Origin of the sequence: Aquirufa echingensis, assembly GCF_042714525.1 — a bacterium.
Classification (GTDB): Bacteria; Bacteroidota; Bacteroidia; order Cytophagales; family Spirosomataceae; genus Aquirufa; species Aquirufa echingensis.
Window position 1 is genome coordinate 544144 of the sequence record NZ_JBBKYA010000001.1, and the last position, 14307, is coordinate 558450.

A 14307-nucleotide genomic window follows, 5' to 3' on the forward strand; every position below is an offset into this window, starting at 1 on the left:
TTCAAACGATTCTTTTCAGATTGTGTTATCTTTGTGTGTTTTTTGAAAATCCATCATGGTGTTAAAGGAAGTAGGCGAGGATAAATCGCTTCAACGTGTTTTTTTGCAATTCCCAGTTCGTCTATATGCGTCGGATTCCAATTGGATTCGCCCCTTAGATAATGATGTGGAATCTGTTTTTGACCCGAAGAAGAATGGGCATTTCAAACATGGCGAAGCAATTCGTTGGGTTTTATTCGATGATGCAGGTGAGGCGATAGGTCGAGTGGCGGCATTTTATGAAAAGAGTAAGGACGAAGTTCCGGTCGGTGGAATGGGCTTTTTTGAATGTATTGAGGATGAAAAGGCCGCCTTTTTGCTATTTGATGCATGCAAATCATGGTTGATTTCCAAAGGAATGCAAGGCATGGATGGCCCGATTAATTTTGGTGAGCGCGATAGTTTTTGGGGATTAATGGTAAAAGGTTGGGAGTATGAGCCAACCTATAAAATGCCATGGACCAAAGCTTATTACATTCATTTCTTTGAAAACTATGGATTCCGGGATTACTTCCAACAATATGTATATGTATCTTCTATTACAGGAGCAAACGTAACACCTGCCATTGAAGAAAAGGCCAACCGGATTTATCAAAACCCTGAATATGTTTTTAGGCACATTGAAAAGTCAAATTTGGCTAAATACGCTGAGGATTTTAAATTCATTTTCAACGCAGCTTGGGCCAAATTCCCTGGTGTAAAGGAGATGAGTTCGGAACAAGCTCAGCGCTTAGTGAAAACCATGAAGCCGATTATCGATGAGCAATTACTTTGGTTTGCTTATACGCAATCGGGTGATCCTGTTGCCTTTTTTATTGTTATCCCTGATTTAAATCAAATCATCAAACACTTGAATGGTCGCCTGAATTGGTGGGGGTTGATTAAATTTTTGTTGTTGAAAATGCGTGGTGCATTGACGCGTGCATGTGGTGTGATTTTTGGCGTAGTGCCTGATCACCAAGGACGTGGCGTGGAATCAGCAATCGCCCTTCGATTCCGTACAGCAGCTCGGGAAAATCCATTCTATCCTTATGAGACAATGGACATGAATTGGGTGGGAGATTTTAATCCCAAAATGCTGCGCTTTGTTTCCCAGTTGGGAGCAACAAATGAAAAGACTTACATTACATATCGTTTATTTTTTAATCCAGACCAAGCCTTCACACGTTGTCCGAAGGTTGGTTAAATCTTTATTTATGAGCTTATTAACAATTGGAACGGTTGCGTTCGACGCTTTGGAAACTCCTTACGGAAAAACGGATAAAATTATTGGTGGTTCTTGTACTTACATTGCCCTTTCTTCTGCGTTTTTCTTGCCTAAGGTGAATGTTGTCGCTGTTGTAGGGGATGATTTCCCGCAGGCTTACATGGATACATTGACCTCCAAAGGCATTGATTTAGAAGGTCTGCAGATCAAGCAAGGGGAAAAATCTTTTTTCTGGGCTGGCAAATACCATAATAACATGAATTCTCGCGACACCTTAGTGACGGATTTGAATGTGTTGGCAGATTTTAAGCCGGCTATTCCTGCTTCCTACCAAGATTGTGAATATTTGATGTTGGGGAACCTAACACCCCAAGTTCAGATCGAAGCAATCGAAGGTTTAGCTAAGCGTCCTAAGTTAATCGTGATGGATACCATGAATTTCTGGATGGATGTGGCGATGGATGATTTGAAACGCGTTTTGAAAATGGTGGACGTGCTTTGTATCAATGATGAAGAGGCGCGTCAGTTATCTGAGCAATATTCGTTGCGTACAGCAGCAAAGTTAATTATGGCTATGGGACCGAAGACCTTGATCATCAAGAAAGGGGAGCACGGAGCCTTATTATTCCAGGATCAAAATATGTTCTATTGTCCAGCATTACCATTGGAAGAGGTATTTGATCCAACAGGTGCTGGGGATACTTTTGTTGGCGGATTCATCGGATATTTAGCCAAAACTGATGATATCTCTTTCGAGAATATGCGTAAGGCAATTGTTTATGGCTCTGCCATGGCGTCGTTCTGCGTAGAGAAATTTGGAACGGAGCGTTTGCTTGAGATTACCGACCAAGATTTAGAGGGTCGTGTAAATGAATTCCGGGAATTGGCTCGTTTTTAACGACCTCCCACAATAACTCCATGGAGATTTGTTGGGTCTAGGTATTTATTAGCTAGTTCCAGCAAATCTTCAGAAGTACAAGCAAGAATCTGAGCTTGAAACTGATCATAAAAATCCAAAGGAAGATTTTCCAATTGAATGACTTTTATCTTTTCAGCAATATCAAATGCTTGAGTAAGCTCGCCCGTAAAACTTCCCATCAGGTAATTTTTTACTAGATCAAGTTCTTCGTGGGCAACTTTTTCCGTCCGTAAGCGTAGCATTTCTTTACGAATCTCGTCACAGGTTTCTTGCACATTCGCATTGGCTACATCGGTTCCTACAACCCAATAACCCGCTCTTTGCATAGGAACGATCGAGGACGAAATTCCATAGGTAAATCCTTTTTCTTCCCGGATATTCTTTTGCAAGCGAGAACCAAAAAACCCACCGAATAAGGTATTCAAAACGCTGAATTTAAAATAGTCGGGGTTACTCCGGGTAATCGAATGCATGCCCAAGCGGATGGAGGATTGCAGCGCATTGTCCCGGAATTCATGAATTACTTCGGGTTTATGAGCATGTAGGTTATAAGCTAGCGCTGATGTTGCGGGCTGTGTTTGTAGTTGCTCAAATGTTTGTTGTACTGCTTCTAATTCATTCGGTCCAATGTTTCCTGAAAGGAAAATTTGGGGCGTTCCTCCGAGCCACTTTTGTTGGTGAAACTGGATTAGCTCCGATCTGTGAATAGATTCAATACTCGCTTGCGTTGCAATGCGCCCGTAATTGTCTCCTTCAAATAGTTGTTTGCGTAATAATTGACTCGCTGAAAAGGCCGTTTTTTGCCAATTAAGCTTGTTTTTCTGAACCTCTATTGCGATTTCTTTCTCGAATTCTTCTGTAGGGAAAGTAGCTTCTCGAATGATTTCAAGCACATAGGGTAATAGGGATTTTAAATGCTTAGTAAGGCCATATAGGACAAAGGTAGCATTGTCAAGGTTGGTTTGAACATCCCAAAATGCACCGTAAAAATCAAATAATTTGTGAATGGCAGTCGCATCATGTTGTTGTGTTCCTCGCTTCATAAGCGAACTTGTTAAACTTGCGATTCCTGATTTTGCCGCCGCGCTTGCTCCTGCTAGAACTGTAAATTCTAATTTGAATACTGCTTGCTCTCCGAGTGACAAAGATTGAATTTCAATGCCATTCGACAAGCTAGTTGTTGTGACATGCGGAAATTTAATCAGTTCAATCGGATAAGCCGCCGGGGCAAGGGTTCGATTCAGCATATATAGGTCTATAAAACAAATGACATTCCGGTAGGAATGTCATTTGTCAAACAAGAAATCTGTTTAATTATCTTTTACCGTTATCGTTGTTGATAGCTGCCAACAATGTTACACGTAATGTATTGGCTAATGGGCTACTTGTTCCTGTTGGAACTAAGTAAGCAAAGTCAAATCCGTATTTTTGATCCAATTTAAAACCAACACCCATTGTGAAGTATTTACGATTGCCTTTCATTTCGCTCTCGTTGAAATAACCACCACGGATAGCAAATGTGTTGTTAAATAAATATTCAGCACCTAATGAAGTTGTTACTTCTTTTAATTCTTCACCAAACCCATCTGGAGCATCAAATAATGATCCGAAGATTCCACCGATTGCCGATGTAGTTGTTGGGTCAGTTCCCACTTTGTTTCCGTTCGCATCAATTGATTGTGGTGTAGGAACCATCAATTTGTTGAAATCTAAAGTTAATGTCAATTTGTTTTTGTCATCGATTTCTTTCACAGCAGCAACACCTGCACGCAAGTTTGTTGGAATAAAGTTTTTCTCTGCACCACCATAAGATACCTTACCTGAAATGTTTGAAAGAACTAAACCGTATGTGTATTTCCAGTTTTTCTCAGAATTTGTATTCCAGTAAAGTGCGATATCTGCAGCAACTGTTTGAGCAGGCTTCATAGCAACTCCTGTTCCTGAAGTACCTTGATAATTACCTAATAAGTTCGAGTTAATGTATTTCAAGTTTACACCTAATGAAAGCGTATTCGAAAGCTTTCTAGCGTGCGTTAACGAAAGCGCGTATTCTTTTGAATTGAAATTTCCTGCACTTGTTCCGTTTGCTAATGTTGCTTGGAAAAGACCTTGATCAAAGTAATTGATTGAGAAACCAAAAGCTTGATCTTTTGCTGTTTTTTTGTAACCTGCGATGTTATACAAGGCCATATCATTCACAAGGTTACGTAACCAAGGAGTGTATGAGATTGCGAACCCAAGATCTTTATCTGCACTAGCTAACTTAGCTGGATTCCAATAAATCGCATTGACATCTGACGAGATAGCTACACCCGCATCTCCCATCGCTGCTGAACGAGCATCTGGAGCCACATTAAGAAATAACATGGTTGGAGTTGGGATTCTGCCTGAATTTAATTGTCCAGAAACCAATGTTTGGCCATAAGCAACTGTAGCGAAGCAAACAGTTAAAGCTGTAAATAGCGCTTTGTGGAAAATTGAATAATTCTTTGTCATTGTATATTAAATTATAAGAGAGTCTTTTTATTCAAAAATAGCTAAAGTCAAAAATAGGCAATTTTTAGTAAATTGATTGTGAGAATAACAAAAAAAATACGAAAACTTATTTTAGGGTACTTGTTTTTTGCCTAAATACTATGATTTTATTTGTCATCGGGTCTTCAAGTTTAATTTGTAAAATCATATTGTGATTGAGTTTTTCAATTTCTGCCGCGGCCCATTCAAATTCAATCATGCCTTGATCATCAATGAAATAACTGCTAAGCCCTTTCTTTCGTAATATCTCCTTTCCGAGTAAATCGAAGACTTGAATTTCATACGGCATCGAATTCCAAGGCTTTTCTTGCTTAAAAACAAAATGAAATGTTGGACCCAATGGATTTGGATACATATATCCATTCATAGATTCCAATTCATCTTGTTTAACCTGGAAACTTAACGATGCTTGGGCGTAATTATTGTAGATATCCCAACAAAATGCTTGAATTTTATGTACTCCCGGTTTTAGTGATTTGAGTTGGTGTGTTAAAGCCCCCCTTTTCGGGTTATTTATATCAGGAATAAATTTGCTTCCCAAATCTATTTGAACACTATCGTCTAAAACAATATAGGCAATTTCCCCAGTAACATTTTGCCACATTAAACCAGAGGAATCTGCCAACGAAACACTAAGCCATGGATTACGGCTCGTCGCATTTAAGTCTTCCGCCAGCAGTTCAATCTTGATAATGGGAGCTATGTTTTCTGTTTTTTGTTTATTTTTCCATTGTTCAGGTTCAATAGCTGATGCATATTTTGCATTTCCATCCACTGACCAGATGTGTAGTTGATATCTTTGACTTGGATTTAAGCTAGGCATGCTCTTAGTACTTAATGTCGACGTATTGCTACTACTTTCACCTGCTGATTTCCATATGAGTGAACTCATCACGGGATATTGAAATTCGGTGTTTTTTGTGCCTAATGTCTTCTGTGCATCACTTATGCGAAATAGCCCCATTTGAATTTTAGCTCCTTGCGCTAATCCCTTCAACAAAATCTCTTGCTTGCTCGTATCAAGTTCGGCTGGCAAATTTTTCGAGGTCCATGGTAAGGCAAGGGTAGGGTCCCCAAGTAAATGTATGTTGCGATTGATAACTCCTGCTTGACTCGCATTTTTCGCATCCCGGAATAGATCGCCTAAGCGATAGTTGCCATTTTCTTTGTTGGCCAACATAGACCGGTAGAATGCCTGCCCAAACAAGTAATTGCTACTTTGGAAAACGGGTCTTGTTGTACTGATTAATGCAATGGCACCCCCTTGATCCGATAATAAACTTACTTCTCCACCGGACAAGATGTTCGGGTCGTCATATCGTCCGAACTGACAAGTTGCTGTTAGTAATATCGGTAAATGCGTGTTATTTTTTAGTTTGATTAGTTCATTCGTCGTGAGGAGCTTTTCATCTGTCCAGCCGCTTTCCGATCCATGACCCATGAAATGAATGAAATCTGCTTTTTCTTCGAAGAGATTTACTAAGGCTTTTGTGCCTGCCGGACTCGTATAAACACCATTGCTTAATTGCATTGGGTATTGGTCCAGATACAATTTTTCTTGTTGAACGGGGAACAAGGCTTTTTGAAGCATCGTTGAAAAATCTTCCGCATCCTGCATGTGGATATTGGAATCGCCATCATCCGCGACCCAGGCAAATCGAGGGGGAGCAGTTAATTGTTTGGATTCAAAATCCTTCAATTTGTTGACAAACATTTCAGCCTCTTGCGGATTCTTTGCAGGAATTCGTCCGATAGCTACCTGTAAATTTTCACCTTCCTTCCATACCCCTGAACCTTCAGGGAAAATCCCATAGTAATCGTCTGATGCATAACTCAATAGCGGATGAAATGATTCTTCACTTTGATAAGTTGGAACAAAACAAGCTTTTTCCAAAGCTGTCGACACAACGTTTTTACCTTTATAATCTATGGAGGCATCCCCCAAGAGAATGACGTATTTCAATTTTGATCCTTGTTTTTGGAATTGAAAACGGATAAAATTTCGAATAGCTGTTACGTCTTGTTTTCCTCCACTGAAATCATTGAATATCGCCTGAGTTGTAATATTTTTTGACTTGATATTTCGCTGCGAAGTTTTGTATTTCGCGAAATTGCTTGCTACGTTCTCTAATGGAGAACTTGACAAAATGAGCAATTCCGTATCAGCAGCTATGTTGAATGTATTTTGGTTCCCTATTTGTCCACAGAAAATAGGCTCATTTGCTTGCTCTAAATTAGCAATGGCTAATTGACTATTCGGATGAAAGGAATAGCTGAAACTTGCATTTCGCGCAAGCTTTTTCCACGTAATCCCCCCGTTATTAATCCAAATTTGTTGGCTCGCTCGTAAATTCGGAATCGTGATGTTCAATAGCGAATCTGTTTTATTGGGAAGTAGATATAAAGGATTTTCATAATTGGCATCGAATCCTTTGGGATACATGAAACTAATGTAATCTAGGTAACCTGTTCCACCAGTGCTTTGGAAGTTGATCGGCCAAGTCCAGGATTTGTTTGTTAAAACGGGGCTTGTCCAGGTGGATATGTCTTCACCGAATGATTTGTTGTCATAACGGCCACCGAGTATGGGTTTAATCGAAATGGATTTATCAATAATCGGAATGGTGAATGTACTTGGGGAAACGCTGCTGGCAAAAAGTTTGACGTTCAAATAGGCTGCTTGGCCACTCAAATAATCAGGTAGTGTGTATTGTAAAATTTTACTCGAGTTACCGTAGAATGCATCGCCCAACCAAGTTTGACCAGATTGGAGAAGATTATAAGTTTCGGGCTCATAATGTTTTAATGACCAGGCGTAGGGTAAAAAGGGGACATTCGACGGAACATTATCAATTTCTTCGATTGGGTTTGTTTTCGCTGCATCTAGCTGAATGAAATAATACGTGGAATCACTATATAGGTTCGTTTCTTGTTTCCACGTTTCTTGTTGGCGAAGCGCATGCGGGGATTCGCCCCAAAACAGGATGCTCCAATTTGCCGTTGGTCCTCCTTGATAATAAGCCGGGATTGGCTTTAGCAAGCCATTTTGATATGGCTCATTCGGGTTTAGCATGCCTTTATTCGCCGCGTAGATGCAAATCTTATCCGGTTGGGTATTTTCAATGTGATGTTTCGCTAACCAAGTTTGATTGATAGCATAGAACCCCGACTGCGTAACTGCGAGTCTAATCCATTTTCCTTGTTGGAGTGGAGTGTCTATTTGCCCAAAGAGATTCCATGTAAACAAGAAGAGCACCAACAAAAGCGGGAACGGATTAAGCTTATGTATCGAGTGTTTGTACTTGAGCATTTTTTGCTACGAGGTATAATTTGCCGGTGTGTACTTCTAAGCAAATGTAGCGGGTTCTGCGTAGTTTACCTTTCTGTAGAATAAGGTTTTTTAATTTGAATGTCGTGCCTTCGGGTAAGTTGAATAATAAGCTGGCTTCTGTTTCTGTCGGTACATCAAATTTCTTGAGTACTTCAACCAAAGGTGTATAGCCATTAGAGGTCGCAACAGGATTAATTAAATACGTCTTAAGTACTTGGACTAATTCTACTGGCAGGAGGTCGACATCTAATAATGGATCAAATAATGCTAGGAAAGCATCCTTCCATTCTTGACCGTGCGGATTAACCTTATTTTTGTATTTCTGATAAGTAACCAAATGCGCGACTTCGTGCAAATAAGTAACTAAAAAAGCAAAGGGATTTAGGTTGTGATTAACTGTGATTTGAAATCCTTTGGAAGGTGAAAAACGGAAATCCCCTAATTTTGAGTCTCGTTTCTTGGAAACAATAAAATCAAATTGGTGCTCGTCCCATAAGTTAAAACAGTATTCTGCCACTTTCGGAGGGAAGTGGTCTAAGAATGAAGCTATTTTTCTGCTTTTGTTCATAGACGGGCATAAAAAAAGTCCTTCGCATGCGAAGGACTCTTTTGAGAGACTGGCTAAAATTATTTAGCAGCAGCAGTGTCAGCAGCAGCTGTATCAGCAGCAGCAGTATCAACTGGTGCAGCAGCAGCTGTATCAGCAGCAACTGAATCAGCAGCAGCCTCAGTTTTTTTCTCACCACAAGATGCTAAAGTTACCATACCAGCAACGAAAGCTAAAGCGAATACTTTCTTCATTTTTGTAATATTTTAAGGTTTGAGCTACAAAACTACGCGATATATTTTTAATTGCAAACAATCGAGCTAAAATTTTAAGAATTTTTTAAGAATTAGTGGAGTTTTTGGTAAAATCGCGTCATACAGCGCGTATTGGCATTGTGAATTCTTAAGAAAATTAAGATTAATCTAATACCTAAACGGGATTGATTGGGCTTGTTACTTAATGAGGTCCTTGAAACGGTCGTAAAACCCACTACTTTTAAAGGTAAACGTTTTGTGCAAAACATAGTTTGATACAAAACTGAATCCCATTCCATTTAAGGTCGTACTGATTTGCGTTACATTTACCTTCTTGAATGAATATGGAATTTGAATGAATAAATCCTGGTAGCTCGCTTGAATAATATGGTAAGGAAGAATACTAAATCCCCAAGTGACAAAGCCTGAAAAAGTTGCGACCATCATGAATTTGATCATTTCCCTACGAGTTTGTTGGGATTGTCGGGCATTAAATGCAAACAATTTAGTCAAGATAAATCCTGCGATTAATGAAATGAAATAGGCAGGAAGTATGGTCGATTCATAGGCCAAATGAAACCAATCCTTTAACAAGGCACCTGCCAATAATTGAATCAATGCCCCAGTTCCTGCAATCAAGAAATAGGCAATTAAATCTTTCCGATTAAAAAGTTCAGATTTTTTCTTCAATTAAAATAGGCTTTTAACTAAGTTTGGAAACAAGCCTAATACCAATGTTCCTAAGGTTGTTAAGCCTAATGCTACTTGATATAATGTACTTACCTCTATTTTTTGAATATCTCCTTGTTTGAAATATACGGCAATAATTCCTTTGAAATAATAGTAAATACCTACGGCCGACATTAAAATAGCTATGATGACCGGATAGACAATATTGCGATTAAAGGTATCCGTGAAGACGAAGAATTTTCCCCAAAATCCAGCAGTTAGTGGAATTCCGGCTAGTGATAATAAGGAAACCGTAAAGCAAAATGCTAAGAATGGATTCGCTTTCGCTAAGCCTTCAAAAGACTGAAAATTATTTGGCTTTTCTGTTCTGCCCGTTTGGTATTCTGAAACGATTTTAAATACGGCAAAGGCCGTTAATGTCGCCAATGTATAGGCTAATGAATAAAATAATATGCTCGATGTTGAGCTTCCTTGTCTTGCCGAAACCGTCAATAACATATATCCTGCATGGGAAATGCTAGAATAGGCCAACATTCTTTTGATGCTTTGTTGGTACACTGCCGTGACATTTCCAATTAATAAGGTCAACATGGAAATGTAATAAACCGGCATAACCCAAGTCGAATATAAGCCACCGAATACACCCGCGAAGATGTGGTAAATAGCAGCAAATCCAGCCGTTTTCACGACCGTTGACATGAACATGGTAAAGATTGTAGGCGCGCCATCATAGACATCTGGCGTCCAAAAATGGAAGGGTGCTGCGGATACTTTGAACAACATGCCGACCAACATTAACAAAACACCGGCATACAAAAATGATGGCATTGACTCTGGTGCTGAGCTTGCAATGACATTTGCCATATTGGAAATGTAAAACGTACGCGTTGCGCCATACACTAATGTCATACCAAATAACAAGATTCCTGTCGCAAATGATCCCATTAAGAAATACTTAATCGCAGCTTCGTTAGACCGTAAATTACGCTTGTCTGAACCTGTCAATACATACATCGCCACGGATAAGATCTCAAGACCAACAAACAACATCATTAAGTGGTCGAAGGAAACCATGATAATGGCCCCTACGGTTGAAAATAGCATGATGGCGTAGTATTCTGCCGGATGTGTATGCTCATCATCTTGTCCGAATGCGTTCGAGAATGCAACGACAAAAAATGCCGCGAGTTGGATAATCACGCTGAAGTTGATCGACGTATTGTTCGTACGGAACATATTTCCAAACCACAAAAACTCATGATTCCAATCTGTCAACGTGATACCAATGCCTATTGCTAGAAAAAGCATCGTGATTTGTTGGATCATTTTACGTGATAACCAAAAGCCTAAAAATAGGTTCAGGATTCCAAATAATGATAGAGCAATGATAGCTGTCATAATTCTGCTTTGCTGTTGTTAAATTTCCACTTAGTTTAATAATGCGACAAGTTTTTCTACACTTGCTGCACTATAGGATAAAACATATTGAGGGAACAAACCTCCCAAAATAACCAAGAGGATTAAGGGTATTAATACAAGTTTTTCTCCTAACAAAAGATCTTCAAAGTCTTTTGTCACTTTGGACACATTACCAAAGATTGATTTTTGAATCAAGCGTAAAGTGTAAACGGCTCCTAAAACAATCGTGATTCCTGAAATGATTCCCAAGTACATTTCTTGGTCGAATACACTTTTTAATAATAAGAATTCACCGATAAAACCATTCGTTAATGGGAGCGCCACAGATCCTAAACTCAAGACAATAAATGCGACTGTCAGTATATAGGATGATTGTGTAATACCACCTAGTTGAGCTAATTCACGCGTTTTTGTACGACGTTCAATTACTTCAATCACAAAGAATAGACCAACCAAATTGATACCATGCGAAAGCATTTGGTATAAAGCTCCTTGAATTCCATCCACACTTTGTGTCATGATTCCTGCCACCATTAAACCCACGTGTGCAAAGGAAGAATAGGCCAGTAAGCGTTTCGCGTCTTTTTGTTGGATTGCAATCACCGAACCATAAATGATTCCGATAATTGCTAAAATCGATACGGTTAATCCCCATTGTGCAATTCCCAAAGGAAACATAGGGATAACTAATCGAATCATCCCGTAGGTACCCATTTTCAACATGATACCTCCAAGCAACATACTGCCTTGAACCGGTGATGTCGTGTAAGTATCAGGTTGCCAAGTATGAAATGGAAATACAGGCATTTTAATCGCGAATGCGATAAAGAATGCTAAAAATAAGAATCCTTGATGTTCAGCACTTAAGTTACGTGCCGTCAAGTACAACGTTTCTATGTCGGCAGAATGTGTTTCACCCGGTGTACGTAAATACACGTAGATCAACGCAATCAATAAAAACAAGGATCCGAATAAGGTGTACACAAAAAACTTAAACGTAATTGCTGTTTTGTTTTCTCCGCCGTATTGAGCAGCAAGAAAATAAATTGGCAATAATGACGCCTCAAAAAAGAAATAAAACAAGAATGCATCTTTTGCTAAAAATGCACCCAATAAAGCTGTTTGCATCGCCAAGATTAATCCGAGGTAAGATGCGTTTTCCGACTTGTCTGAATTACTTGTAGATGCGATAATAAAAGGAATTAGCAAACCAGTTAAGCCAATCAAAATTCCATTGATGCCGTCTATCCAAAGGGTAAAGCTGATACCCGCTTCTGGAATCCATGCCTGACTAAATTGCAAGTTGGCCGACTCAGCCGGGCAAAGTGCATAGGCAATGGCGATGGCCTCAATCATGGAGCCCGCTAATGCGATAGCAAATGGCTTGCTTGGTTTTGCAAGCATTAAGCCTGCACCGAGTACCAACGGAAATAATAGGATAAATAGTAATAACATACCTTTTTGTTCTATTTTAAATTACAAGATCCAAGTGCGTAAACTCACAGCGAGAATGACCGCAATGGATAAGACCATGACGAAAATATAGTAGCCAACATTTCCTGTTTGAATGCGGCGGAACTCCGTGGATGCATAGGCTACAATTCTGCCTACACCTTCAACGATTAGATCAATCACCAAGAATTCTACCACTTGGAAACAGAAATTACCCAATACGGTTATCGGTTTTACGATAAGCACATCATACAATTCATCGATGTAGAATTTATTGTAAATCACTTTTTGGATACCCGTTATGGATTCATCTGCTGCCGGTACTGATTTTTGTACACCAAATAAATAAATCGCGAAAAATGCAGGTAAGAATGCAGCTAGCAATGGAGCGCCCATTTCTAAACTTAATAATGAAACCTCAGCTGCTTCACCCGTGGCAGGTAAAATCGGCGCTAACCAATGTGCTAAGAACTCATTTCCACCAGCGAAATGGGGTAGATTAATCAATCCACCAATAACCGATAAAACTGCTAATACCATTAATGGGAATGTCATTGAAAGAGGGGATTCATGCAAATGATGCGCTTGAGCCTCTGTACCTCTGAAATCACCAAAGAAGGTTAAAATAAACACACGAAACATGTAAAATGACGTCAATGCAGAACCTACAATGGCCAAACACCACATGGCAAAATCATGGTGGTATAAATGGGCAAGAATTTCATCTTTTGAGAAGAAACCAGCGAACGGTGGAATACCTGCAATAGCAATAGTACCTAACAAAAAGGTGATGTAGGTAATCGGCATTTTGGATTTCAATCCACCCATTTTACGGATATCTTGTTCATCCGACATGGCATGAATCACAGATCCGGCACCTAAGAATAATAGCGCCTTGAAGAATGCATGCGTCATGACATGGAAGAAAGATGCTGTGTAAGCCGAAGCGCCCAAGCCCATGAACATGTAACCTAATTGTGAAACCGTAGAATAGGCTAATACTTTCTTAATGTCGTTTTGGAATAAACCGATAGCAGCTCCTAATAAAGCAGTCGCTAAACCGATCCAACCTACAAAGTGTAATACCTCAGGGCTTAATTCGAAAATCACATTCGCACGAATCACCATGTAAATACCCGCTGTAACCATCGTTGCCGCGTGAATTAAGGCAGAAACGGGTGTTGGTCCCGCCATCGCGTCTGGTAGCCAGGTGAATAAAGGAATTTGTGCCGATTTACCCATCGCTCCAATGAACAAACAAAAGGCGATTAAGCCGACGTTCTCAGGTACGTTGCCTGCTGCAATTTCTTGGAAAATAACGGAGTAGCTCGTCGTGTTGAAGTTTTGAATCAACAAGAATATACCCACTAAGAATCCTAAATCACCAATACGGTTCATGATAAAGGCCTTGCGTGCCGCATCCCCGTAGCTGTTTTTCTGATTCCAGAATCCGATTAGCAAGTAAGAACAAAGTCCTACGCCTTCCCAACCGATAAATAAAACTGTGAAATTAGCCCCTAAAACTAAGATCAACATGAAGAAAACGAAGAGGTTTAAAAAGGCAAAAAACTTGCCAAAACCTGCATCATGGGCCATATAACCCATGGAATACACGTGTATCAAGGTGCCTACTCCCGTGATAATCAATAGCATCAAAAGGGATAATTGATCCACTTGGAATTCAAAAGGGATCGATAGGTTTCCCACCTTAATCCATTCTGCCAGGGTATAAATTTGTGCTTGGCCATCAAAATTCAAAAACAATTGAAGGGACAAGGCAAAAGCCACCAATGGAGGAATTGTACCAATGATACCCGCAACTGATTTACTTAGTTTCGGGAATGCTAAACCATTAATGGCGAAGCCAAGAAACGGTAATAAGGGAATTAAATAGAATAATGACATAGGAATTCT

11 protein-coding genes are annotated in these 14307 nt (G+C 39.7%); 2 read left to right on the top strand and 9 right to left on the bottom strand.

Annotated features, from left to right (window positions below; genetic code table 11):
• The first annotated feature begins 55 nt into the window (after nt 1-55).
• Together SKC38_RS02400 and SKC38_RS02405 are read left to right on the top strand one after the other, a co-directional pair.
• Nucleotides 56-1225: a hypothetical protein gene (locus SKC38_RS02400; protein ID WP_377974760.1), complete on the top strand. Its 1170-nt coding sequence runs from the start codon at nt 56-58 to the stop codon at nt 1223-1225.
• A gap of 10 nt (nt 1226-1235) precedes the next feature.
• Nucleotides 1236-2144 carry a PfkB family carbohydrate kinase gene (locus SKC38_RS02405; RefSeq protein ID WP_377974761.1) on the top strand — a complete coding sequence of 303 codons (909 nt, stop codon included), beginning with the start codon at nt 1236-1238 and terminating at the stop codon, nt 2142-2144.
• Here the strand turns inward: SKC38_RS02405 and SKC38_RS02410 are convergent.
• From SKC38_RS02410 to nuoL, 9 genes are all read right to left on the bottom strand, one after another.
• Nucleotides 2141-3412 (bottom strand): M16 family metallopeptidase, encoded by a 1272-nt coding sequence (locus SKC38_RS02410; RefSeq protein ID WP_377974763.1) that lies wholly within the window; start codon nt 3410-3412, stop codon nt 2141-2143. The two genes, SKC38_RS02405 and SKC38_RS02410, sit on opposite strands and share 4 nt — an antisense overlap.
• A gap of 67 nt (nt 3413-3479) precedes the next feature.
• Nucleotides 3480-4661: a type IX secretion system outer membrane channel protein PorV gene (gene porV / locus SKC38_RS02415; RefSeq protein ID WP_377974765.1), complete on the bottom strand. Its 1182-nt coding sequence runs from the start codon at nt 4659-4661 to the stop codon at nt 3480-3482.
• A gap of 106 nt (nt 4662-4767) precedes the next feature.
• The gene (gene porU, locus SKC38_RS02420) at nt 4768-8010 is read right to left on the bottom strand and encodes a type IX secretion system sortase PorU (protein ID WP_377974767.1); all 3243 of its coding nucleotides are present in this window, start codon (nt 8008-8010) and stop codon (nt 4768-4770) included.
• On the bottom strand, nt 7982-8599 hold the full coding sequence (locus SKC38_RS02425; RefSeq protein ID WP_377974769.1) for a SprT-like domain-containing protein: 618 nt from the start codon (nt 8597-8599) through the stop codon (nt 7982-7984). The genes porU and SKC38_RS02425 overlap by 29 nt, the downstream gene beginning before the upstream one ends.
• A 59-nt stretch (nt 8600-8658) precedes the next feature.
• The gene (locus tag SKC38_RS02430; RefSeq protein WP_315574991.1) at nt 8659-8832 is read right to left on the bottom strand and encodes a hypothetical protein; all 174 of its coding nucleotides are present in this window, start codon (nt 8830-8832) and stop codon (nt 8659-8661) included.
• A gap of 198 nt (nt 8833-9030) precedes the next feature.
• Complete coding sequence (locus tag SKC38_RS02435; RefSeq protein ID WP_377974771.1) at nt 9031-9522, bottom strand: GtrA family protein; 492 nt, start codon at nt 9520-9522, stop codon at nt 9031-9033.
• Nucleotides 9523-10920, bottom strand: coding sequence for an NADH-quinone oxidoreductase subunit N (locus SKC38_RS02440; protein ID WP_377974773.1), 1398 nt, complete (start codon nt 10918-10920; stop codon nt 9523-9525).
• A gap of 30 nt (nt 10921-10950) precedes the next feature.
• A complete protein-coding gene (locus SKC38_RS02445; protein ID WP_377974774.1) occupies nt 10951-12396 on the bottom strand; it encodes a complex I subunit 4 family protein in 1446 nt (481 codons plus the stop codon).
• A 21-nt stretch (nt 12397-12417) separates the two neighbouring features.
• Nucleotides 12418-14298 carry an NADH-quinone oxidoreductase subunit L gene (nuoL, locus tag SKC38_RS02450; RefSeq protein WP_377974776.1) on the bottom strand — a complete coding sequence of 627 codons (1881 nt, stop codon included), beginning with the start codon at nt 14296-14298 and terminating at the stop codon, nt 12418-12420.
• Nucleotides 14299-14307 lie beyond the last annotated feature (9 nt).

Coding starts and splice junctions, on each gene's coding strand:
- SKC38_RS02400 (WP_377974760.1), top strand. CDS start 56: ATGGTGTTAAAGGAAGTAGGCGAGGATAAATCGCTTCAACGTGTTTTT.
- SKC38_RS02405 (WP_377974761.1), top strand. CDS start 1,236: ATGAGCTTATTAACAATTGGAACGGTTGCGTTCGACGCTTTGGAAACT.
- SKC38_RS02410 (WP_377974763.1), bottom strand. CDS start 3,412: ATGCTGAATCGAACCCTTGCCCCGGCGGCTTATCCGATTGAACTGATT.
- porV (WP_377974765.1), bottom strand. CDS start 4,661: ATGACAAAGAATTATTCAATTTTCCACAAAGCGCTATTTACAGCTTTA.
- porU (WP_377974767.1), bottom strand. CDS start 8,010: ATGCTCAAGTACAAACACTCGATACATAAGCTTAATCCGTTCCCGCTT.
- SKC38_RS02425 (WP_377974769.1), bottom strand. CDS start 8,599: ATGAACAAAAGCAGAAAAATAGCTTCATTCTTAGACCACTTCCCTCCG.
- SKC38_RS02430 (WP_315574991.1), bottom strand. CDS start 8,832: ATGAAGAAAGTATTCGCTTTAGCTTTCGTTGCTGGTATGGTAACTTTA.
- SKC38_RS02440 (WP_377974773.1), bottom strand. CDS start 10,920: ATGACAGCTATCATTGCTCTATCATTATTTGGAATCCTGAACCTATTT.
- SKC38_RS02445 (WP_377974774.1), bottom strand. CDS start 12,396: ATGTTATTACTATTTATCCTATTATTTCCGTTGGTACTCGGTGCAGGC.
- nuoL (WP_377974776.1), bottom strand. CDS start 14,298: ATGTCATTATTCTATTTAATTCCCTTATTACCGTTTCTTGGCTTCGCC.